Origin of the sequence: Gilliamella sp. B2828, assembly GCF_026537125.1 — a bacterium.
In the GTDB taxonomy this organism is placed as follows: Bacteria; Pseudomonadota; Gammaproteobacteria; order Enterobacterales; family Orbaceae; genus Gilliamella.
In genome coordinates this window covers 86,900-109,727 of record NZ_JAFNMU010000004.1, presented here as the reverse complement: position 1 = coordinate 109,727, position 22,828 = coordinate 86,900, and the positions used below count along the sequence as shown (strand labels likewise).

The following is a 22,828-nucleotide window of genomic DNA, read 5'->3' as shown; positions in this document are numbered from 1 at the left end:
CATATCCAAAATTAAGAGAATGTTTCTCTATTTACTTGCCAAATTTTTCACATGCTTCTAGCGTATTACTCATTAGCATTGCTACAGTCATGGGACCAACGCCACCAGGAACTGGACTTATCCAACCGGCGCGCTCAACTGCGGTTTCAAATTCAACATCCCCTACTAGTTTACCATCAGGTAATCGATTAATACCAACATCAATCACAATTGCACCTGGTTTAATCCATTCACCTTTAACATAATTAGCAATACCAACTCCGGCAACAACAATATCAGCATTACTAATATGTTTAGCTAAATCTACGGTACGACTATGAGTTATAGTTGTAGTGCAGCCTAATAATAGAAGCTCTAGGGCCATAGGGCGACCAACAATACTTGAAGCTCCCACAACGGTGGCATTTAATCCAGATAAATTAATGCCTGTTGACTCTAACATTTTAATCACTCCATAAGGAGTACATGGACGTAACAGCGGATCTCGTTGTAATAAATGACCAATATTGTATGGATGAAAACCATCAACATCTTTACTAGGATGTATACGCTCAAGGACTTTAGTTTTATCAATATTATCCGGTAAAGGGAGCTGGACTAAAATACCATGTACATCGGCACGTTGATTAAGTTCATCGATAAGAGTTAATAACTCTTCTGTTGATGAAGTGGGAAAATCATAAGAAAAAGAAGCAAATCCTACATCATCACAGGCTTTTTGCTTATTTCTAACATAAATTTTTGAAGCTGGGTCTGAGCCTACCTGCACGACAGCAAGTCCTGGAACAGATAAACCATTTTCAATTCGTTGTTTTACCTTACTAGCAATATCATCTCTGATTTGCTTGGCTAATAATTTTCCATCAATAATATTGGCTGTCATAAACTTCTGCATCTTCAACTGGGTTGATAATAGAAAAGTATTTTCGCAAAAGTTTTTATTAATGTCTATTCACTTATAGGTTGATTGATTAAGTTGAGTTAATATTAGCTGATATTGGTCATCAATATCAGTGATAACGGAACAAATATGAGCATCGAAAGCTTTTAGTTTAGGTTTCTGATCTTTCCATTCATTTTTCGAGATTTGTTTTATTGCGCCATAATTTTTGAAAAAATCAAAGTTGATGATGCTACCCCCTACTACGTTATAAAAAATACGCTTACCGATCGCTTCACCATCTTTTTTTAAATTATTAAAATCTTGGTAATAAAATTGAGTATTGCCACTTTCAGTCATTATAGATTTGTGAAGTAATTTAACTAATCTCTTATATAATTTACTTAATTCATCATGCAATTCATTATCATTGCCTAATTTATTTTTTATGGCTTTTTCAAATGTTATTTTAACTTCGGTTAAAATACTCAAAGCTTCCTGTTCCAATTTTGGTAATTGCTGTCGTAAATTTGCCTGGAATTTTTGTGTTTGTTTTTCTAATGATGGTTGGAGTATAAGATTTTTTTCATTAAATATAACTTCACCGTTAGGTTTAATCATTAAATCATTTTTTTTATCGAAAATATGCACATTTTCTCTAGTTACTATGATGTTATAACTTGGCTTGACCGGACACTCTTTTTGGGCAGCAAACAATGTAGTGGGAAAAATGATGACCATCAATAATAATTTCTTTAACATATCTATATCCAGCTTTTTTCATTAGAGTAAATTATAACGATTAAATTTTAATTAATATAATAAAAATATCTTTGTGATGTCATTTAACTTTATCTCAAAGTTATTGGAGAGGTTTTTAAACATAAATGGCAATAAAATAGCTAATGAAAAATACAGTTCATTTTCAAAATGGTTCAAATGATTTCTTTAAGGTCTTTTTATCTTTCTTCATTTATAAAGTTGTTTTTTCACTCTATGCTTAGATAGCATTGCAATGTATCTTGCCAAAACTCTATGACAGTGTTAATGAATAAAGTTCCAAACAAATATCTTATATATATTGAAACGTATAGTTAACCTGAAACTTTTTTACAACAATTAAAAAATTTATTTTAGTTTTCTTTCTTTTCCTCTCATTTCATTAATTTTATTTTAACTATTCCAGTTTACAATTGTCTTTCACTTTTATGACTGTATCATTATGGTTTATATGAAAAATCAAGAAAAAGATGTAAAAAACTTTAGGTTTTCTGAATATTAGAATAAATTAACTCAATACTTACTAAGAGAAAATAGATAAATACATTAAAATTATTTTATTTCACAATGATCTTGATGGTTAATTGATAGCATCAATAGATATAATTTATTAAAGAAACTACGTATATTTGCTTTTCTTCTTAAAAAGTAATGTATAGTATATACATTCATAAAATAATTTATCAGAGGTGAAAAATGTATACTGTAATTTTTGGTCGCGAAGGTTGTCCATATTGTGTACGAGCTAAAGAATTAGCCGAAAAACTGTCTAAAGAGCGTGATGACTTTTCTTACCGTTATGTAGATATTAATGTTGAAGGCATTACGAAAGAAGATCTATCTAGAAGTGTTGGCAAACCAGTAGAAACCGTTCCACAAATCTTTATCGATGAAAAGCCGATTGGTGGTTGTACAGATTTTGAAGCTTATGCTAAAGAGCATTTAGGACTTTTCAGAGAATAATCGAAACTCGATTTTCGAGAATAATTTAGCCACCATTAGGTGGCTTTTTCTTTTTAACGACCTGGCAGTTTTTGCCATGTCACTTCATTACGTAAATAAGTTGGATCAGCATTTTCAACACTAACCCACTCATTTTGCTGCCACTTCTTTTCGGCTATGACTATCAAATCCTGAGCATGTGGTAACACAATATCGCTTGAGTGAATATTTTCTAGCATATTTGGATAAGTTTGCCATCCAGTACCAGCACTATAACAATTATTACAAAAATCTTTAACTTTCTCTATAACATGTTCTGGAGTAATGACACACTCAGGAATAGTTGCTTGCCAATGATCATTATCGTATTGATATTGACCTAAATAGACTTCATTCATTCTGGCATCTATCGCAGCAATAACATTCGTTACCTGCTTAGTACGATATACCCCCTGAGCTAAAGTCATCAAAGTTGAAACCCCTATCATAGGTTTATCAATACCAAGTGCTAATCCCTGTGCTATTCCTATACCTATTCTAACCCCAGTAAAACTACCAGGACCAGCACCAAAGGCTACCGCATCTACCTGAGAAAGTGAACAATCTGATTGTTTTAAAAGGTTATCAATCATAGGTAAAATCTGCTTAGTATGATCTCGAGCAGATATTTTAAAATCGTATGTGATTTCATTACAATAGAGTAATGCAACAGAGCAAGCCTCTGTTGTAGTATCAATGGCTAAAATAGTACTCATTTTTTTCCCAAAATAATTTATTTTTGTAATTCACTTTTAGCTAATAAAAAATTTATTACCTTATTTACATCGCGTGTTCTTGGCGAAGGAGGCAAACTATTAATAAATGTTGCACCATAAGATCGCATCACTAATCGATTATCGCAAATTATAATTGCACCTCTGTCGTTATGATGACGTATCAAACGTCCGACACCTTGTTTTAGGGTAATAACGGCTTCAGGTAGTTGTACGTCATTAAATGCATCACCACCTTGCATTTGACAATCTTCCATACGGGCTTTCATTAGAGGATCATCCGGTGACGTAAAAGGTAACTTATCTATGATAACACAAGATAAGGTATCTCCCCTAACATCAATCCCTTCCCAAAAGCTACTGGTTGCAATCAGTAATGCATTGCCTTTTAGGATAAATTGATCCAACAATTTAACTTTACTGGTTTCGCCTTGAACCAACACCGGCAAAGAAGTTAATTCTCGAAATTGTTTGGCTAATGCGTTCATCATTGCATAAGAAGTGCATAAAAAGAAGCAACGTCCTTTATTCGCTTCTATAACTGGTAATAAAATATCGATTAATGTCTTTGCATTACCTTGTTCATTGGGTGAGGGAATATAACGTGGTACACACATAATAGTTTGATTTACATAATCAAATGGGCTTTCAAGTATTAATGATTCTACGTTATCTAAACCTAGACGTTTAGTAAAATAGTCTAATCGATTATCAACAGATAACGTTGCAGAAGTAAATATCCAACTTCCATTACGTTCAGTAATTAATTGAGTAAACTTATCTGCCACCGATAAAGGAGTTAAAGCAAAAATAAAATAGTGATTAGTACTTTCATACCAATAACTAAAACCCGTTACATTTGTCTTTTGTAATCGATTTAAAAGAGTAATATATTGATTTATTCTTTCAAAACAGTTATCCAACGTTGACGATCGCCCAACGGCTAATAACACAACTTCACGACAAAAAGTTAAAGCATCAACCAGATAAGATAACTCATTTTTAACTGTTTCTTGATTGAATAAAAAACGTAAGTTGCCTTTAGGTGATTGTTGGCTAATTAATAGTCGTAAATCTTGCGTACATTTTTGAAGTTTATCAGCGCATTGCTGTAATTGCACCATATCTTTTACTTCTGTGCGATAAGTTAGATTTATTTCATTAGCCAGTTCGAACAGTTGACGGCTAGTTAACTGTTGACCAAAGTACTGACAAGCTAGATCGGGTAGTTGATGCGCTTCATCAAAAATCATAACATCTGCTTTAGGGATAAGCTCCCCAAAACCAGTATCTTTTACCACTACATCAGCCAAAAATAGATGATGATTTACCACCACTACATCCGCATTTAAGGCACGTTTACGAGCTTTGACAACATAACAATCATTGTAATGTTCGCAATCACTGCCTAAACAATTGTCGTTGGTACTGGTTAACATTGACCAAATCGGGTTTTCTTCGGTAACAGTAGTACATTTACTTATATCACCATCTTCAGTCTTTATTGACCAATTTTTAACTCGAACAAGATCGACGCGTAAGTCTTTATCAAGATCGCCTGCACCTGCATATTGATGATACAACCGTTCTAGACAAAGGTAATTTGCTCGCCCCTTAAGAAGTGATATTTTACCTGTGTAATTAAGTGCTTTTTTTATAATGGGTAGATCTTTACTGAAAAGTTGTTCTTGTAAATTTTTTGATCCTGTTGAAAGAATTGTTTTTTTCTCACTACGCAAAGCGGGTACTAAATAAGCAAATGTTTTGCCTGTTCCAGTTCCAGCTTCAACAACAAGCGAATGGTTATTTTTTATCGATTCAGAAACTTTGATTGCCATATTGCGCTGAGGCTCTCGTGCTACAAATCCATCAATAGCTTTAGCCAGCAAACCGCTTTCTGAAAAATCATCAATCACTTAAAATACACCTAATATAAAGATAAGTTCAATACACAAAAAAATAGATTAAAGGAATAATACAATGTTATGAAAATATCATGATTTCATATCAAAAGGGATGAGTTTATTGTAATGGAATTGAACGATTAAAAACTTAATTTACGAATATACTATAACAGTAATCAAGTAAAAAAGATATACGCGATTATTTACAAATACCAAATATGACATTTATGATATAAGTTATATCATAATATCATCAAGTTAATCAACAAACGATCATTAAATAGCTAAATTCACTCTTCTGACTTTAAATACGATTCTTTAAACTCAATAAGTTTAACGGTAAAGCAAAAAACTTTTTTAAGCAATTATTAAATGAATTTGGTTTTTAAATAAATACAATAATGCTTTATTCCTAACAAATAGTTTTTTTGTTTAAACATCAATCGAGAATAAGCGCGTATTGACGAAGTTTTTTTTCGGTTATACAAAGGCAATGGAGATTGCCTCCAAGGAGATCTATCCAAATAAAAATCAAATAATTTCGAACGGTAAGGCTGATGCCAAGGTTTATTTTTGGTAATATAATGAATTAAAATGGTATTTTCTGAAACATTGGAGTCCTCATTACCATTTATCGAGAGGGCTAAAAGAGTATTATATTGTTTTTCTAAGATGATTCTTTTTCGACCAATAACAATATTTAATACATCCTGATCAGGATATTGATATGTCTCACCATTATTCAATAAGGTTAATGTTTTGGTTGTGATATTTTCCTGACACCATTGCGGTATATTTATCAACATCACTCCAGAATTAAAATATGTTCCCTTAACGATATCATATTTGCTACATTGAGATTCTTGCATGTATTTTACATCGGCCACAGCGGCAACAATTGCATCATCTAAATCGATTTCATTTATAAAATTAAGACTGTTAATACATAAGGTATCACTATCAATATAAAGTAGTTTTTCTGTAATATCTTTTAAGATCTCTGGCGCAATTAATCGCATGCAAGCCGCAATAGGAAACTGTTTAGTATTTTTTTGATCAACATTAAACTGATCATTAATGATATATTCAGTTATTGAACTATTATCAGATTTGATTTTAGCGATATTTTCCCTATTAATTTTTGATAAGTTATGGGTAAACAGATGAAAATGAAGCTGATGTTTTTTATTATTTTCAATTACAGAAATTATATCCACACCAGCCGACAAAGCATAATTATCATCAAAACATAATAGAATATGCAATACATTTTGTTTACATGCAAAACTACATGATAATAATTCGTTTTTTTTAGTAATAAAGTTATCAACTTCAATCACAAAGTTCTTCCTTAACGTTTTTTAGTGGTTTTATGTTTTAAGTAAAGCAAATAATATTTAACCGCGGCTAAATACTTATGTTGACTAGCAAGTAATTTTGCATATCTTCTTGTTGTTGATGGGGCATTTTCATTGGCGAGTAACAATTTATCGTTCGCCCAAGGTGATGAAGCTATATAGGATTGATAAAGTGATGTAATGTAGAGTTGATACCAAGGTTTATTACCTGTTACATAATGAATAATAACCGTATTGGCTTCAATCAGATTATCTTCGTTACCTCCAACAGTAAGTGAGGTAATATTGTTAAAATGTTTGGGTAAAAATACTGTTTTACCTTGCATTAAGATGTTGAGAACATCTTGATCAGCAAATTTATAAACTTTACCACTATTTATCATGTCAAAAGCTTTTTTGGTTAGGTTATTTTCAACCCACATATCCGTATTAATATACATCATACCTGCATTAAAATAATCTCCATAAGGAATATCGCAAGCTGTACATTGTTTTTCTTGTGTTTTGCCAATATCAGCTACAACAGCTGAAAACTTATTTGTTAAATCAATGGAAACAAGTTCATCGAGGTTATTAATACATAGTACATCACAATCAAGATATAAAACACGAGAAGTCACTTTATTCAAGATCTGTGGAACAACAAATCTAAGACACGTCGAGGCAGAAACATGTAAAACTAGTGTATCAGGATTTATTGAAAATTCATTGCTAATTTCATAACAAAGTATTGAAGTATTTTCTTTATTTAATTGATTAAATCGCAAGATTTTTTCATTTGATACATTATTGGCAAACAAATGAAAAACCAGATTTTTATTTGGATTATTTAATATCACTGAGGACATTGCGATACCTGCAGGCATTGCATAATTATCATCAAAACAAAGTGCAACGTGTAAGGTATCTAAAGAGGTCAGAGAATTATTAAATAATGTTGTAGTCTTACTGATAAAGAGATTTTCTGCTAACATGTTAAAGTCATACCGAGAATTTAGAATTTGATTTATTGTAGCATAACCAATTATTATGAAAAAATTAACTATCAATTTTATATTTGTATAACTATTTTGTAATACATAAATAGCTATGCTATATTTGAAATATTGTATTAATGAGTATTTGAAATGAATAATAGTTTTATTAATATTGTATATTGTACTGATTCAAACTATCTTGAACATGTTGGGGTATCTATAACCTCAATACTACTTAATAATAAGCGCCATAATATTCATTTTCATGTTTTTTTGTATGATGTTTCAGAAGAAGAGAAAAACAAATTACAGGAAATCAGCAGTTCGATTACTCTTTATTCAGTTTCTATTGATGAGTTAAATAAATACTTCGATGTACAAAACGATAAAATAAAACATATCAATCGTTCAATGTATATTCGTTTATCCGTACCAAGATTATTGCCTAAGTATGTTGATAAATTTATTTATTTAGACGCAGATATTTTATGCTTTGGTGATATTTCTTCAATTTTGAATGTTAATATTGATTCCGTGGTATGTGCTGTAACAGCCGACTCTTTAGATGCTGATAATATGTTACAAAATAAAAAACGTTTAAATCTAGCATCTGAGAAATATTTTAATTCCGGTTTTTTATACATAAATATCCAGAATTGGAAAAAATTTGATACCGAAAATAAAGCGAATCAAATATTACTATCACCTCAAAATTATCACTTATTATATCCTGATCAGGATGCGTTAAACATTGTTTTACAAAATCAAGTTTCTTATATTGATGTGAAATGGAATTATTTATTTACTTGGATAAATAATCAAGAAAAAGAAACTTTTTTTGATAATAAGAAAAGATTACCTTGTTTTATTCACTTTACTGGTGCAAGAAAGATTTGGTATCAAGAGCATAAAGGTCTAGCGCAAAATCTTTACTGCTTTTATAGGCATTTTACACCTTGGAGTAACTGTAGGTTAAAAAGTTATAAATCGAAAATGCGAGTCAATGATTATCGGATTTATGCAAAATCTCATCTTAAAGATAAAAATTTGATGAGTAGCTTAAAGTATTATTTGCTTTATTTTCTCTACAAATTGAAAGGTAAATAGTTTTTTTCTAGATACATTTTTTTATCGATTCTACTAATTTTTCTGTTTCAATTGATTTAATGCTATTAGCAATAAAAACGATCTGCTTACCATTTACATCATTTGGAGCCCATAAATCCTTATTAATTTGCGCATCAAGGTTAGGCTTGTTTTTCTTTATATATTTTCCATCAAGGAATAAATCTTGTATTCGATATTTATAATTACTGAATTGTCTGCTATAGATAGCTTTCAAATTATTTGTATTTGGAGCTAAAGGTTCCATATATATAGAAATACACTTTGTTGAAAATGCAGAAGCTATATGAACAACTGACGTATCAACACTAATCACTAATTCTGCAGTTTTAATTAAAGGAATCACATCCATAATTGTTGTAGAATTGAATTTAATTGTATTGGGCAATAACAATTTTTCAAAGTTGTTACCCTTTCCGATAAGCACTATCTTATAATCAAGATAATTACTTTTAAATAAATCACATATTCCTTGCAGTTGAGAATTTGATAAACAACGATATTCGGAACCACCATAAGGATTAATGACAATTAATTTGCTGGAACCAATATAACGATTTAAAAAATCACTAATGTATTGACTTTTAGAAGGATTGATATAAATTTCATAATCAAATAAATGGTATTTAATATTAAGACTGTCTAAATAATATTTTAATTGATTTGTTACATGATCATTGATTTTATAATAAGGTAACGAGATATTGAACGATTTGATATTACTTTTATTATAACCCAATAATATATCTGTTTTAATTAAACAGCAAAAAAATAAGTGCTTTAAGTCTAATCTTCGGTGAAACCTTGCATCTATCGCTAAATCAAATTTTTGTTTTCTTATCATTCTAATTGATTTTATCAAATCAATTAGCTTTTTATCATAATATAAAAAACAACCAGCAATATTGGGATTTCCATCAAGAATATCTAAGCTACTTTTTCTAGAAGAAACATAAACTTCATATCCAGCGTTGGACAAATAACGAATAAATGGTGTAGTAACAATCATATCACCAATACCATCATTTCTTATAACAAGAACTCTTTTTATTGTATTGTCATTGATTATTTTTTTTCGTTTTTTCAAAAACAAGACAATAACTGAAATAAATTTTATATAAATCAGATATTTGATTTTTTTAGTCACCAGATTACGTTTCCAATTCAAATTTTGTATTTTTCTTTTCATTTTTATGAAATAAATTCCTTTTTTCAGTGAGTATTCTTATTATTTGTTAAGCTCTTTATTCAATTTTTTTAAAATAATATTAACATCAAGGTTTGATATTAAATCGCCAAGCCCTGTTTTTACGTTTTCATTTGTAAAAATTTGAATTGCATTAGCATAATTTGGTCCCCACACCATATTATTTATAAACTTGCTATCAATAATTCTATTATTGTATATACAAATCATTTTTTTATCATACGTTGATGCTACATGGACAATTGAGGTATCAACGGTAATAACAAAGTCTGAATATTTAACCAATGCCACCGTATTAAAAAAACAAGACATTTGGTTGATAATAATATTTTGAGGAACTTTTATTCGAGAAATTTTATCTGATTCACCCACTACAATTGTTATATAGTTCTCTAATTGTGCTAAAAAAGATAAAATTATTTCAATTTGGGAATTCGAAAAACTTCTTGCAGTATTGGATCCAAAAGGGTTAAAAATAATGATTTTCTTCCCTAATGTGAAAAGTGGGTTTAAATAATCTTTTACTTCTTGTTCAATATTGGCTGGAATATTAAGATGGTATTTAATGCTATCGGTTTTAATATTTATCAATTCAAGCACTTTCTGACTCCGCATGGTTATGTGCGAAGTATATTCATGATAATCGATAGAAGAATCGTACAATTTATATTTCTCTTGATTAAACCCTATTGTATGTAATGGATTGATGAGTTTGATTATTTGAGAACGCCTAACGCTATTTGGACCCTTATCTACAAGATCAACAACAACATCAATTTTAATATTATCGAGCTGTTCTTTTATCTTTGTGATGTTCTTATTCCTATCATAAAATAGGATACCATCAACAGTTATGAATTCATCAAATAAAAATGCAATTCTTTTCTCTACTACAACATAAACTTTAAAACTATTTTTTCTCAGAGACTCAATTAAATAAGATGTAACGATTGCATCACCAATACCTTGATCATTCATAAGAATAGCAACGCTAGAGTAATGCTCAAGTGTTAATAAAGATCGTTCTTTTTTTTTTCGGTTCAATAAGTATAGTTTAATTGCTGACTTTAATGGTTTTATCTTTAAATTTCTTTGTCTATTTAAATATTTAATACAACCCATTAACTTATTTATCATATTTCCTTTAATATCCTATAGTGCATAAATATTATTCATAAATAAAATATTATATATTAATCTGCTAAGTTACTTTTATATAATTTTGAATATAAGCCATTTTGGGATAATAATTCATGATGATTTCCTTGTTCAATAATTTCACCACTATCTATAACAAGAATTTTATCAGCTTTTTCAATAGTCGATAGTCGATGTGCTATAACAATTGAAGTTCGTCCTTTTTGCAATTCATTCAACGCTTCTTGAATTGCATTTTCAGACTCTGAATCTAATGCGGACGTAGCTTCATCCAAAATTAAAATTGGGTTATCACGCAATAAAGCTCTGGCTATGGCAATACGTTGACGTTGTCCTCCAGATAATAATACTCCATTTTCTCCAACAATTGTGTCAAATCCCTTTTCCAGTGCTTGTATAAAATCGTAGGCATAAGCTTTTTTAGCTGCTTCTTCAATCTGACTTTGTGAATACTCACCTATTCGCCCATAAGCAATATTATTGGCTATGGTATCATTGAATAAATGAACATTTTGAGAAACCAAACCAATTTGGTCTCGTAAACTGTATAAAGTTAAATCTTGTATATTATGGTTATCAATTAAGATCTCACCTTCACTTATATCATAAAAACGAGTAAGTAAACTTGCTATAGTGGTTTTTCCTGAACCTGAACGACCGACAAAGGCAATGGTTTTACCATGTTTTATTGTAAAATTGATATCTTTTAAAGCAGGTTTTTGTCGTGTTTCATAAGTAAAAGAAACATGTTTAAATTCTATATTACCTTTTGAACGTTCGATATTTATTTTGCCGCTATCTTTCTCAATAGGCTGGTCAAATATCGCAAATAAAGTCTGGCAAGCAGCCATCCCTTTTTGAAAGTCAGCATTGACACTTGTTAAACTTTTGATTGGTTGCATTAAAGCCACCAGAGAAGAAAACACAACGGTAAATTGTCCTGGGGTAATATTTAACTCTGGATTACTCGCCATTAATAACACAAAAGCAATGGCAAATGATATAATTAATTGAACAATTGGCGTAGATAAAGCAGAAATGGAAACTAATCGCATAGTATCCCTTCTAAATTTATTACTTACTTTTTCAAAATTAGTCGATTCTTCATCTTGAGCACCAAAAAGAATGATTTCTCTATGACCTTTTAGCATTTGTTCAACAGACATAGTGACATTACCCATTGAGTTCTGCATGTTTTTAGCCATTTTACGAAACTTTATTGATACAAATGTGATGAGTCCAATAACCACAGGCGTAATAAAAATTAATGATAGAGATAATTGCCAACTATTACTAAACATTGTATAGAATAATCCACAAATAAATGCAAATTCACGCACTATAGTAATCAAAGCATCAGAAGATGAAGAGGCAACTTGATCGGTATCATACGTTATACGCGATAATAACCGCCCAGCAGAATTTTTATCATAAAAACTCACTGGAGAATCAACAAAATGATTGAAAAGGCGTTGACGAATTTTAAGTACAATTTTGGATGATATTAAGGATAAAAAATAGGCATAACCGTAATTGGCTGCACCTCGAAGAAAAACTAGACCAAAAATATAAAATGGTGCCATAAATAAAAAGGTTTGATCATTTTCGACAAAACCTTTATCAAGTAAAGGTTGCAATATTGCAATAAGTGAAGTATCTGCAAATGCACTTAAAATTAATAATATTATTGAAAAAAAGAGCAAAATTTTATGCTTGGCAATATAGGGCCATAGCTTAGAAAACGTATGTAATGTTGAAAAATCTCGATCAATATCATTATTCATCGTTGAGCTATTGTATTTCATAATATAATTTTAATTAAGAGTTAAATTGTAGTTGATACATTGAAGCATAAATGCCATCTTGGGATAACAACGTTTGATGAGTACCTTCTTCTACAAGTTTTCCCCCATCAATAACTAAAATGCGATCAGCTTGTTCGATTGTCGATAGTCTATGTGCAATAATAATAGAAGTTCTATTTTTTCTTAAATGTTCAATTGCTTGTTGCACTAACCTTTCAGACTCATTATCTAAAGCAGATGTAGCTTCATCAAAGATAAGAATTGGATTATTACGCAAAAGAACTCTTGCAATAGCAATGCGTTGACGCTGACCTCCAGATAATAAAACACCATTATCGCCAATTTCAGTATGTATTCCATCTTCTAATTTATCAATAAATTCCATTGCATTTGCCTGCTTAGCTGCCTCAATAATATCTTGTATGCTATACTCTTTTTTGGCACCGTACGTTATATTTTCTGCAATGGTTCCATTAAATAAATGCACCTGCTGAGATACATATCCAATTTGGTCACGCAATGATCTTAGCGTATATTGTTTGATATTAATAGAATCAATTAATATCTCACCTTTAACAATATCATAAAATCTTGGTAATAAACTTGCTATTGTCGATTTTCCTGCTCCAGATCGACCCACTAATGCAACGGTTTCACCTTTCTTAATTGTAAAACTGATATTTTTTAATGCAGGGAAACTATTTGTTGGATAAGTGTATGTCACATGACGAAAAACAATATTACCTTTTACCCCTTTTAATTCAATTGTTCCATTATCTTCTTCTAAAGGAGTGGCTAAAAGAGCAAATAGCGATTCACAAGCAACAGAACCTTTTTGTAATTCAAGGTGAACACTGGTTAATTCTCTTAATGGTCTCATCATAGCCACCATTGCGGAAAAAACAACAGTAAATGAGCCGGGTGTGATATCTAAAGTTTGACTTGCAACAAGAAACAATATTAAACCTAAAGCGGCAGTAGCAACTAATTGGATAATAGGTGAGGACAATCCAGAAACTAAAACGATTTTTAATAGACCTCGCCTAAAAATTTTGTTAATAGTATAAAAGTTTTCTTTTTCATATTTTTGGGCATTATAAACCAGAATTTCTTTATGCCCTTTAATCATCTCATCAGCTGCAGTTGTTATGGTGCCAATGCCTTTTTGCATTGAAATTAGAGCTTTACGAAATTTCTTTGCAATAAATTGAGCAATAAAAATAACTACAGGTACAACAACAATTAATACAGAAGCTAATTTCCAATTGCCATAAAACATGACTACACATAAACCAATAGCATACGCGATTTCTCTGACGAGTATAATTAAAGCATCCGATGACGCCTTTGATAATAATTGCGTATTATAAGTGATTAGAGTAACGAGATCCCCAATTGAACTTTTATGGAGAAAACTTGTTGGGCTTTTGACTAGATGATTAAAAATTAATTGGCGAAATTTAGTTACCACTTTTCCTGATAACCAAGAGAGACAATAAGTAGAAAAATAATTTGATAACCCACGTAAAGCAATCAAGCCAATAATACCAATTGAAAAAAGAACCAAAAGTTCATAATTTTTATCCATTAATCCATTATCTAACAATGGTTTAGTTAGTGAAATTAATGTTGCGTCAGTTGCAGCATTTAATAAAAGTGCAATAACAGCAACTATTAAAGCTTTTTTATATGGAGAAATAAATGGCCACAATTGTTTAATTGTGTTTAATGAGCTATATTTATTTTTCATAAAAGAGAACAATTCATCAAAACATTAATTATACTACATAAACAGTATTGTTTGATATTTTATTTCAATTCTTTTTCAACTAGAAATAATTTGTATTATCTATATAATAACTAATGAATTAAATTTCATGTATAATTTAATTTATTTCATGTGATGTTTAATCAGTATGTTAAATGTTTACACCAACCGTACGCTTATTTTAATAGAATGCGTTTATTTGTAGATTATTACAAATAGGAAATCAGCAATGTATCTCGATGCTAATCATATTATTAAAAAAAAAATAACTTTTGATAGTAATAATAGTAGCAATACTAATCAGCTTGATATAGCTTATGGAATAGATGAGAATTTTTTCTTAGGTTGTGCTGTTTCGATTTCTTCCATTTTAATCTTTAACCCTAATCTCAATTTTTCTTTTCATATATTTACAAATCATTTAACGAATGAGTTTGAAAAAAATCTAAATTTGCTGACTGAACAATATAAAACAAATATCACTTTATATTTAGTTGATGATGTAAGCTTGTCGAAACTTCCAACCACAAAAAACTGGACCATAGCAACTTATTTTAGATTTATAGTAGCCGATTATTTTTATCAAAAAATTGATAAAATTCTTTATATTGATGCAGATATAATATGCAAAGGATCAATAGAAGAATTATTCACGTTACCCTTTGAAGAAAATATCGCTTATGTTGTTACAGACAAAGATGCTATCTGGTGGAATAAATGTGCAACTCGGCTTGATGAAGATAAATTGACAAAAAGTTATTTTAATGCCGGTTTTTTACTTATGAATTTAGATAAGTGGCATGAATTCAATATAAATGGTAAAGCATTAGAACTACTTTCTGATACCAATAAATCAAAAAAGTTTACCCATCTCGATCAGGATGTTTTGAATTTGTTGCTTCTGGATAAAGTGAAATATCTTGATAAAAAGTACAATCAACAAGTAAGCATTAATTATGAATTGAAATATAAAAATAGCACCTATTCACCTCATTTAGATCAAGCTATATTAATACATTATATTGGACCAACTAAACCTTGGCATGTATGGGCTAACTATTACAAATGTGCACAATACTTTATAAAAGCAAAACAACTATCACCATTGAGATCTTTACCACTACTACCTGCTAGTACTGCTACTCAAATGAGATATTGTTCGAAACATAAAATGCATCAGAAAAAATATTTTTCTGGAATAATTTGCAATATTATTTATTGCCTTAAAAAACTAATTAAACATTAATAAAATCAAACATACCGGATTAAATCATTTTTAATAGTCGTTAACATTGCATCAGCGCTATACTGATACAAAATATTCAATGAAACAGGTGTAAACCTTGTATGTAAAAAATTTATGATGTCTTGATCATTCTGATCATCAAGAATAAAAATCTGATTAGCATTATAAAAATCATATTTTTTAATTGATTTATTTGTAGTGATTAATTTTTTATTAAACAAAATCGCTTCGATGGCCCTTAAGGTTACCCCTGTTTGACCAATTTGTACTATTTCTAAAATAATATCACTTTGTTTTACCTTTTCTATATTGTCAAAATAACTTATTTTTTTTCCTAAAGTGTAATATTTTGATTGCTCAATAGTTGCATTCGCTTTATTAAGTGCTTCATAATTGATTAAATTAAAATCAGTTTCATAATTGTTAAGTTGCAATATAGGCGCAAGTTTATTAATCACCTCGACTCGATTTTTCCAATATTCACCAATAAAAAAACATTTTTTTACTGTGTTATTATCAAATGTATTTTCTCGAATTTTTTTCATCTCAGAGAGACTAAAAGGTAAAAACTGATTCAAATAGATAAAATGATATTTTTTACAATCGTCAAAATCAAAACTGTATATTTTATCAAAGTGAGGCGTAATTTTAGAGATAAAATCTTCATCCTGACGTAGCCATTTTTTTTTGTTTTTCATACTATTGTTTAATACATCAATAGTATCTCTTAAAACCAACACTCGATGGCAATTCACATCTTTAACTAAATCTATAAATCCTGATATGCCAAAACCACTGCATAATAAAATATCTTCAGGCTTTAACTTTCTTAACTTTATTAATTGATTTAATTTGATAAACCATTTTCGAGGAAAATTTTTTCTTTCTAATGAAAAATTGATAGTTCTAAAATGCTTCATTAATTTATTAAAAAGTACTACATCATACTCATGTTTGAGAGAGTTGATCATATACTTTTCATAATCCGCATTCCATTCTGCAAAATAAATAGTCATGAGATCATTGAATTTAATTATCAAAATGAATTTTAGAAATACTGTCAATTAACCCTTTATTCCAATCTGAGGCTGATAATCCGTGCTTACCTAATTTCTCAACACTCATTACCGAATATTTTGGTCTTGTGGCTTTTGTAGGAAAAGCTTCAGTTTTGATCGGGATGATTTCTGGAGATTGGGTTATTATTTTTTGGTTTAAAGCAATTTCAAAGATTCTTTTGGCAAACAAAAACCAAGATGTTGAACTATCACCACAAAAATGATAAATGCCTCCATCTATTTTTTTATGAAGCAATTGAAGAATTAGTTGAGCCAAATCGCCTGCGTAAGTTGGATTACCGAGTTGATCATCAATTATGGATAATTGTTTTTTTTCAGTAGCTAATCTCAACATCGTTTTAACAAAATTATTACCATAAGGGCTAAATACCCATGAAGTTCGAATAACAATAGCTGTTGGGTCATTATCTAAAACTGCTATTTCCCCCTTACGTTTTGTTTCACCATAGATATTAATAGGATTAGTAATATCTTCTTCAATATAAGGAATATTGTTAGTTCCATCAAAAACATAATCAGTAGAAACATGAAAAAATTTTGCATTATATTTTCTTGATGATATAGACAAGTTTTTAGGACCTATAACATTGACGTTATATGCCAGTTGAGGTTCATCTTCTGCTTTATCAACAGCGGTATATGCCGCAGCATTGATAATTGCATCAGGCTTATATTTAGCGATAAAACAATCGACCGCATATTCATCAGTAATATCAAGTTGTTCAGCATCAGTTTTAATTAGTTCCCATTTAGATGGGAAAATATCTACAAAACAATTACCTAATTGACCATTAGCTCCAGTTAACAAAACTTTCATATGATTTATTATAGCTCCTGTAATGTTTTACCTAATTTGTCTTTTTCAGATAAAATTGGCGTTGATATTGGCCAAGTAATATTTACTGTTGGATCATTCCAAAGTAGACATCCTTCGGAGTTAGGATCATAATAGTTGGTGCATTTATACTCAAAATCTGCGATATCAGACAAGACTAAAAAACCATGAGCAAGGCCAGGAGGAATCCACAATTGACTCTTATTCTCTTCAGAAAGAAGAACACCGACCCATTTACCATAAGTTGATGAATCTTTTCTGATATCTACAGCCACATCAAATACTTCACCTCTAACAACTCTAACAAGCTTGCCTTGTGGATTTTGTTTTTGAAAATGTAAACCTCTTAAAACATTTTTTTGTGACCGAGAATGATTATCTTGAACAAAAGTTAAATTGATTTTTAACTTTTCTTGATAACGCTTTTGTTCAAAAGTTTCTAAAAAAAAACCGCGTTGATCCCCAAAAACTTTAGGATTAATTATTTTCACATCAGGAATTTTTGTTTCAATTATTTGCATTTATTTACCTATTCTTTAATTAATTGAGATAAATATTGTCCATACAATGTTTTACCTAAATTAGCTGCTTCTTGTTTTACTTGCTCTAAAGTTAACCAACCATTACGATAGGCAATCTCTTCAAGACACGCTATTTTCAATCCTTGACGTTTTTCAATGATCTGAACAAAAGATGAAGCTTCAATTAAACTATCATGGGTTCCTGTATCGAGCCAAGAAAATCCTCTACCAAGTATTTCAACATTTAATAATCCTGCTTCTAAATACATTTGATTAAGTGTTGTTATTTCCAATTCTCCTCTATACGAAGGCTTAATCTCTTTGGCCATCTCAACAACATTTTCATCATAAAAATAAAGTCCTGTGACAGCCCAATTTGATTTTGGTTTTATTGGCTTTTCCTCTATTGATAATGCTTTAAAATTTTCATCGAAATCAACGACACCAAAACGTTCTGGATCTACAACTTGATATCCAAAAATGGTTGCTCCTTCAGTTTGTGTCATCACTTTTTGTAGTTTCTTACCAAAACTTTCACCAAAAAATAAATTATCTCCTAAAATCAAACTGCATTTTTGACCTTTAATAAACTCTTCACCAATCAAAAAAGCTTGAGCCAAGCCTTCTGGTCTTGGTTGTTCGGCAAAACTGAGCTTAATTCCAAATCGTGAACCATCACCTAATAGTCGTTTGAACATCGGTAAATCATCTGGAGTTGAAATAATTAATATGTCAGTAATACCAGCAATCATAAGAACAGATATTGGATAATAAATCATAGGCTTATCATATATGGGAAGTAATTGTTTTGAAATACCTCGTGTTATAGGATATAGCCGAGTTCCCGAACCGCCTGCAAGCACAATTCCTTTCATAAATTAACCTAACCTTTTAATTTAAAATGCCTTGTCTAGATCTGGCGTAAGAACCATCTTTTATATGGTCACACCAAGCTCGATTATGCAAATACCATTCAACTGTTTTACGCATACCGCTTTCAAATGTTTCTTGTGGCTTCCAACCTAAATCATGATGGATTTTTGAAGCATCAATCGCATACCTTTGATCATGACCTGGTCTATCAGTAACATTAGTAATGAGATCTTTATAATGTTTAATATTATAAGGCTTAGTTGGCACTAATTCTTCAAGTAATTCGCAGATAATATTGACCACATCAATATTTTTCTGCTCATTATGTCCACCTATGTTATAAGTTTCTCCATTTTTTGCCTGAGTGGCAACAAGATAAAGTGCTCTAGCATGATCCTCAACATATAACCAATCTCTAATTTGTTGTCCATTACCATAAACAGGCAAAGATTTACCTTCTAAAGCATTTAAAATCATCAGAGGAATTAATTTTTCGGGAAAATGATAAGGACCATAGTTATTTGAACAATTGGTTATAACTGTAGGTAAATTAAATGTTCTATGCCAAGCACGAACTAAATGATCACTCGATGCTTTAGATGCGGAATACGGACTACTTGGAGAATAAGGCGTTTTTTCAGTAAAAAGATTGTTTGTACCATGTAAATCACCATATACTTCATCGGTAGAAATATGATGAAAACGAAAATGTTTTTGCCTATCTGAATCTAATTTTTTCCAATAAGCTAATGCTTCTTCCAAAAGCGAAAAAGTACCAATTACATTGGTTTCTATAAAGGTAGACGGATTATCAATTGATCGATCAACATGACTTTCAGCAGCTAAATGCATAATAATATTAGGCTGAAATTCATTAATTGCTTTCGATAAAGAGTTTCTATCACAAATATCAATCTGTTTAAAATGAAATCGATTACTATTAAATACTTTATCTAAAGACTCTAAATTCCCTGCATAAGTTAATTTATCAATAACTAACACTTCATCGTCGGTTTGCTCTATGAGATAGCGAACAACTGCAGAACCAATAAAACCAGCACCGCCAGTAATTATTATTTTCATAATTTGAATCCGAAATAATTAGTTTAACTTAATATAATTAATGGATTAGTTTATCATGCTTTAGCATGAATTTAAATGAATTAATATTCATATGGTTAATTGAACTTAAATAAATAATATTACATGTTTAATTGAATCAAAAATAGCGTTATAATTTTAGAAATATGAATTATAAATGGTGAGGAAATAGATGTTAAAAAGAACTAAGTCAAAATCCGCAGTGAAAATAAAATGTTTAGGAATCACTATTTATAAAAGAAAACTTGACTCAAATGAGCAATTTTTTTTAAAAAAAATCTTAGTGATAAAACGCGAGAATGGCTTTAAAAAAATAAATTTTCTTGGTTTTAATATTTTATCAAAAAAGTTACCAGTTAAAAGTAATGTCTTAAATCCAGATAGTAGTAATTTGTTTAACCAATGCGAAATAAAATCTGAACTACAAAAAAAATTATGGTTTACACCATTTTCTCCTGAGGATCATTTATGGGATGAATTGCAACCTGCTAAATATTCTTCTAAAACACGATGTGTCGTCATCTTACCTATTTATAAAGGTTTAGATGAATCCTTATGTTCAATTTATCATGCACTAAAAAGTAGAACTACTGATGAGTATAGTTTATTAGTCATCAATGATGCAGGCCCTGATAAAGAATTAAATCTAAAACTTGAAGAGCTTTCTCAAAAAGGGCTATTTGATTATCATCTCAATAAAGAAAATCTTGGATTTGTTAAAACTATTAATTTTGCCATAAGCAATTTATCTCATAATCTGGATGTAATCTTATTAAATTCTGATGCCTTTGTATTTGAAGGTTGGTTTGAAAGAATGATTGCATATGCTGATAATGATAAATCGATAGCCACCATTACACCTATGTCTAATAATGCCACTATTTGTAGTTATCCATTTACCTGTCAAGATAATAATAAGGTTCTTGAAGTCACTCCTGCTGAATTGGATCAATTAGCCGCTAAGATAAACAAAGGGAGCTATGTTGAAACGCCAACTGGCGTAGGTTTTTGTTTTTATATGAGAAGAGAAGTTATTGATAAAATTGGTTTGTTAGATGATCATGCTTTCAAAGTTGGATACGGTGAAGAAAATGATTTTTGCATGAGGGCACTTCACGCCGGTTTCAAGAATATTATTATCGGAGATGTCTTTGTATTTCATGTTGGTTCTGTGTCTTTTTCTGCTATAAAAGCCGAAAATATGAAAAAAGGGGAAAATGCCTTAAAACTGAAGCATCCAAATTATTTAAACATGGTGCATCATTTTATCAATGTTGATCCGGTTTTAGTCCTTAGACGTAATTTAGATATTGCCAGATTAAAATTAAAACTTGAAAATCGAAAAACTGTTGTGATTGTCTCTCATGCATGGGATGGTGGTATCAATACTTATCTAAAACAAATAGTAAAACAGTTTAGAAATCAAAATATTGATTGCATTCTATTAAAAGTTCATGATAAAAAATGTTATTCAATTGAAATTCCAGAAAATTATCACTTAGAAATACCTAATTTAAAGAATTTATCTTTAAGTTGTGATTTTGCATTTTTAAACTTCTTTTTAAAAACTATTCAACCAACTTTAATACATATCAATAGTTTTGCTGGTCTTGATTGGCATCATCATGAAAAACTTCTGTACTATTTTGCATCATCAGATTGGATTTATAAGTTTATCGTCCATGACTACGCATGCATGTCGTATGATTATAAACTGTTGAGTCCAGAACATATTTATAAAGGTATACCAACTATTGCTCAAAGAAATATTTGGAACAACGGAAAATCGTTACCTGCTGATTATGAGATGAATATTTCCGATGCTATTGCAAAGCATAAGGCTTACAACCTGTTTTTTAATAAATGTTCTAAGATCGAAGCGCCATCTAATCGAGCTCGTGACATAATATTATTTGATTTTCCTGAAATAAATATTGATGTTATTCCACATGAAAATGTGTTCAATAATATTATTCCGGCACAACGAAATAAAAATAAAGATATAATAAAAATTGCATCTATAGGCGCATTAAGCATTGAAAAAGGATCACAATTATTAGCTACATTGGCCATCGATGCAAAAAACCGAGACTTGAAATTATCTTATTTTTTAGTTGGTTACAGTAATTCTGATGATCAACATGTAATGCAAACAAATAATGTCCAAGTGACTGGTAAATATCAAAATGATGAAGAATGTATTAACTTGCTCAGAGAGATTTCCCCTGATTTGATATTGTTACCTAGTATATGGGAAGAGACTTTCTCTTATACATTATCAATCGCTTTAGCTTTAAAAATACCGACATTGGTGTTTGATATTGGAGCGCAAGGAGAGAGAAGCAAAGACCACAGTTGGGTTGTAAAGTTAGATCCATTGTTGATGCATAATCCAAGAGGCATTTCGGATTTAATATTAAATTTAAACTTAGATAAACTATGGAAAGAAGCTTCAAAAATGTAACATGGTTAATTTTTGACGACTAATCAATGTAA

19 protein-coding genes are annotated in these 22,828 nt (G+C 30.2%); 4 read left to right on the top strand and 15 right to left on the bottom strand.

Annotated elements, in window-relative coordinates; genetic code table 11:
* Positions 1-31 precede the first annotated feature (31 nt).
* Positions 32-883, bottom strand: a complete 852-nt coding sequence (gene folD, locus J3U19_RS05095) for a bifunctional methylenetetrahydrofolate dehydrogenase/methenyltetrahydrofolate cyclohydrolase FolD (protein ID WP_267345587.1) — start codon at positions 881-883, stop codon at positions 32-34.
* 69 nt (positions 884-952) lie between these two features.
* Positions 953-1,642 carry a DUF2884 family protein gene (locus J3U19_RS05090; protein WP_267340550.1) on the bottom strand — a complete coding sequence of 230 codons (690 nt, stop codon included), beginning with the start codon at positions 1,640-1,642 and terminating at the stop codon, positions 953-955.
* A 714-nt stretch (positions 1,643-2,356) separates the two neighbouring features.
* Between J3U19_RS05090 and J3U19_RS05085 the strand changes: the two genes are divergently transcribed.
* Positions 2,357-2,623 carry a GrxA family glutaredoxin gene (locus J3U19_RS05085; protein WP_267340551.1) on the top strand — a complete coding sequence of 89 codons (267 nt, stop codon included), beginning with the start codon at positions 2,357-2,359 and terminating at the stop codon, positions 2,621-2,623.
* A gap of 53 nt (positions 2,624-2,676) precedes the next feature.
* Here J3U19_RS05085 and tsaB read toward each other — a convergent pair whose 3' ends face one another.
* The 4 genes from tsaB to J3U19_RS05065 all read right to left on the bottom strand — a co-directional run bounded on the left by tsaB (position 2,677) and on the right by J3U19_RS05065 (position 7,611).
* Positions 2,677-3,357 (bottom strand): tRNA (adenosine(37)-N6)-threonylcarbamoyltransferase complex dimerization subunit type 1 TsaB, encoded by a 681-nt coding sequence (gene tsaB / locus J3U19_RS05080; RefSeq protein ID WP_267345586.1) that lies wholly within the window; start codon positions 3,355-3,357, stop codon positions 2,677-2,679.
* A gap of 17 nt (positions 3,358-3,374) precedes the next feature.
* The gene (locus J3U19_RS05075; RefSeq protein ID WP_267340554.1) at positions 3,375-5,291 is read right to left on the bottom strand and encodes an ATP-dependent DNA helicase; all 1,917 of its coding nucleotides are present in this window, start codon (positions 5,289-5,291) and stop codon (positions 3,375-3,377) included.
* A gap of 356 nt (positions 5,292-5,647) precedes the next feature.
* Positions 5,648-6,619 (bottom strand): glycosyltransferase family 8 protein, encoded by a 972-nt coding sequence (locus tag J3U19_RS05070; protein ID WP_267345585.1) that lies wholly within the window; start codon positions 6,617-6,619, stop codon positions 5,648-5,650.
* 11 nt (positions 6,620-6,630) lie between these two features.
* Positions 6,631-7,611, bottom strand: a complete 981-nt coding sequence (locus J3U19_RS05065) for a glycosyltransferase family 8 protein (protein ID WP_267345584.1) — start codon at positions 7,609-7,611, stop codon at positions 6,631-6,633.
* Positions 7,612-7,764: 153 nt separating this feature from the next.
* Between J3U19_RS05065 and J3U19_RS05060 the strand changes: the two genes are divergently transcribed.
* Positions 7,765-8,721: a glycosyltransferase family 8 protein gene (locus J3U19_RS05060; protein ID WP_267340558.1), complete on the top strand. Its 957-nt coding sequence runs from the start codon at positions 7,765-7,767 to the stop codon at positions 8,719-8,721.
* A 7-nt stretch (positions 8,722-8,728) separates the two neighbouring features.
* Here the strand turns inward: J3U19_RS05060 and J3U19_RS05055 are convergent, their stop codons facing one another.
* The 4 genes from J3U19_RS05055 to msbA (J3U19_RS05040) are packed head-to-tail and all read right to left on the bottom strand — an operon-like array spanning position 8,729 to position 14,659.
* Positions 8,729-9,928, bottom strand: coding sequence for a glycosyltransferase family 9 protein (locus tag J3U19_RS05055; protein WP_267345582.1), 1,200 nt, complete (start codon positions 9,926-9,928; stop codon positions 8,729-8,731).
* 39 nt (positions 9,929-9,967) lie between these two features.
* The gene (locus J3U19_RS05050; RefSeq protein WP_267345580.1) at positions 9,968-11,083 is read right to left on the bottom strand and encodes a glycosyltransferase family 9 protein; all 1,116 of its coding nucleotides are present in this window, start codon (positions 11,081-11,083) and stop codon (positions 9,968-9,970) included.
* A gap of 56 nt (positions 11,084-11,139) precedes the next feature.
* Positions 11,140-12,888 (bottom strand): lipid A ABC transporter ATP-binding protein/permease MsbA, encoded by a 1,749-nt coding sequence (gene msbA, locus J3U19_RS05045; protein WP_416380310.1) that lies wholly within the window; start codon positions 12,886-12,888, stop codon positions 11,140-11,142.
* Between the two features lie 34 nt (positions 12,889-12,922).
* Positions 12,923-14,659 (bottom strand): lipid A export permease/ATP-binding protein MsbA, encoded by a 1,737-nt coding sequence (msbA, locus tag J3U19_RS05040; RefSeq protein WP_267340562.1) that lies wholly within the window; start codon positions 14,657-14,659, stop codon positions 12,923-12,925.
* A 247-nt stretch (positions 14,660-14,906) separates the two neighbouring features.
* Between msbA (J3U19_RS05040) and J3U19_RS05035 the strand changes: the two genes are divergently transcribed.
* Positions 14,907-15,923 (top strand): glycosyltransferase, encoded by a 1,017-nt coding sequence (locus J3U19_RS05035; RefSeq protein ID WP_267345579.1) that lies wholly within the window; start codon positions 14,907-14,909, stop codon positions 15,921-15,923.
* 5 nt (positions 15,924-15,928) lie between these two features.
* Here J3U19_RS05035 and J3U19_RS05030 read toward each other — a convergent pair whose 3' ends face one another.
* From J3U19_RS05030 to rfbB, 5 genes are read right to left on the bottom strand one after another with little or no spacing between them, the layout of a single operon-like run.
* Positions 15,929-16,939: a hypothetical protein gene (locus J3U19_RS05030; protein WP_267345578.1), complete on the bottom strand. Its 1,011-nt coding sequence runs from the start codon at positions 16,937-16,939 to the stop codon at positions 15,929-15,931.
* 13 nt (positions 16,940-16,952) lie between these two features.
* Complete coding sequence (gene rfbD / locus J3U19_RS05025) at positions 16,953-17,819, bottom strand: dTDP-4-dehydrorhamnose reductase (protein WP_267345577.1); 867 nt, start codon at positions 17,817-17,819, stop codon at positions 16,953-16,955.
* 8 nt (positions 17,820-17,827) lie between these two features.
* Positions 17,828-18,358 carry a dTDP-4-dehydrorhamnose 3,5-epimerase gene (gene rfbC, locus J3U19_RS05020; RefSeq protein WP_267340567.1) on the bottom strand — a complete coding sequence of 177 codons (531 nt, stop codon included), beginning with the start codon at positions 18,356-18,358 and terminating at the stop codon, positions 17,828-17,830.
* A gap of 8 nt (positions 18,359-18,366) precedes the next feature.
* Positions 18,367-19,233 (bottom strand): glucose-1-phosphate thymidylyltransferase RfbA, encoded by an 867-nt coding sequence (gene rfbA, locus J3U19_RS05015; RefSeq protein WP_267340569.1) that lies wholly within the window; start codon positions 19,231-19,233, stop codon positions 18,367-18,369.
* A 16-nt stretch (positions 19,234-19,249) separates the two neighbouring features.
* On the bottom strand, positions 19,250-20,317 hold the full coding sequence (rfbB, locus tag J3U19_RS05010) for a dTDP-glucose 4,6-dehydratase (protein ID WP_416380309.1): 1,068 nt from the start codon (positions 20,315-20,317) through the stop codon (positions 19,250-19,252).
* A gap of 187 nt (positions 20,318-20,504) precedes the next feature.
* Here rfbB and J3U19_RS05005 point away from each other — a divergent pair, with 187 nt between their 5' ends.
* On the top strand, positions 20,505-22,796 hold the full coding sequence (locus J3U19_RS05005; RefSeq protein ID WP_267340572.1) for a glycosyltransferase: 2,292 nt from the start codon (positions 20,505-20,507) through the stop codon (positions 22,794-22,796).
* Positions 22,797-22,828 lie beyond the last annotated feature (32 nt).

Excerpts from the sequence above, each read along its gene's own strand:
- J3U19_RS05030 (WP_267345578.1), bottom strand. The coding sequence starts at position 16,939 with ATGACTATTTATTTTGCAGAATGGAATGCGGATTATGAAAAGTATATG.
- tsaB (WP_267345586.1), bottom strand. The coding sequence starts at position 3,357 with ATGAGTACTATTTTAGCCATTGATACTACAACAGAGGCTTGCTCTGTT.
- J3U19_RS05065 (WP_267345584.1), bottom strand. The coding sequence starts at position 7,611 with ATGTTAGCAGAAAATCTCTTTATCAGTAAGACTACAACATTATTTAAT.
- msbA (WP_267340562.1), bottom strand. The coding sequence starts at position 14,659 with ATGAAAAATAAATATAGCTCATTAAACACAATTAAACAATTGTGGCCA.
- J3U19_RS05090 (WP_267340550.1), bottom strand. The coding sequence starts at position 1,642 with ATGTTAAAGAAATTATTATTGATGGTCATCATTTTTCCCACTACATTG.
- J3U19_RS05085 (WP_267340551.1), top strand. The coding sequence starts at position 2,357 with ATGTATACTGTAATTTTTGGTCGCGAAGGTTGTCCATATTGTGTACGA.
- msbA (WP_416380310.1), bottom strand. The coding sequence starts at position 12,888 with ATGAATAATGATATTGATCGAGATTTTTCAACATTACATACGTTTTCT.
- rfbA (WP_267340569.1), bottom strand. The coding sequence starts at position 19,233 with ATGAAAGGAATTGTGCTTGCAGGCGGTTCGGGAACTCGGCTATATCCT.
- folD (WP_267345587.1), bottom strand. The coding sequence starts at position 883 with ATGACAGCCAATATTATTGATGGAAAATTATTAGCCAAGCAAATCAGA.
- J3U19_RS05050 (WP_267345580.1), bottom strand. The coding sequence starts at position 11,083 with ATGATAAATAAGTTAATGGGTTGTATTAAATATTTAAATAGACAAAGA.
- J3U19_RS05055 (WP_267345582.1), bottom strand. The coding sequence starts at position 9,928 with ATGAAAAGAAAAATACAAAATTTGAATTGGAAACGTAATCTGGTGACT.
- rfbD (WP_267345577.1), bottom strand. The coding sequence starts at position 17,819 with ATGAAAGTTTTGTTAACTGGAGCTAATGGTCAATTAGGTAATTGTTTT.
- J3U19_RS05035 (WP_267345579.1), top strand. The coding sequence starts at position 14,907 with ATGTATCTCGATGCTAATCATATTATTAAAAAAAAAATAACTTTTGAT.
- rfbC (WP_267340567.1), bottom strand. The coding sequence starts at position 18,358 with ATGCAAATAATTGAAACAAAAATTCCTGATGTGAAAATAATTAATCCT.
- J3U19_RS05005 (WP_267340572.1), top strand. The coding sequence starts at position 20,505 with ATGTTAAAAAGAACTAAGTCAAAATCCGCAGTGAAAATAAAATGTTTA.
- J3U19_RS05060 (WP_267340558.1), top strand. The coding sequence starts at position 7,765 with ATGAATAATAGTTTTATTAATATTGTATATTGTACTGATTCAAACTAT.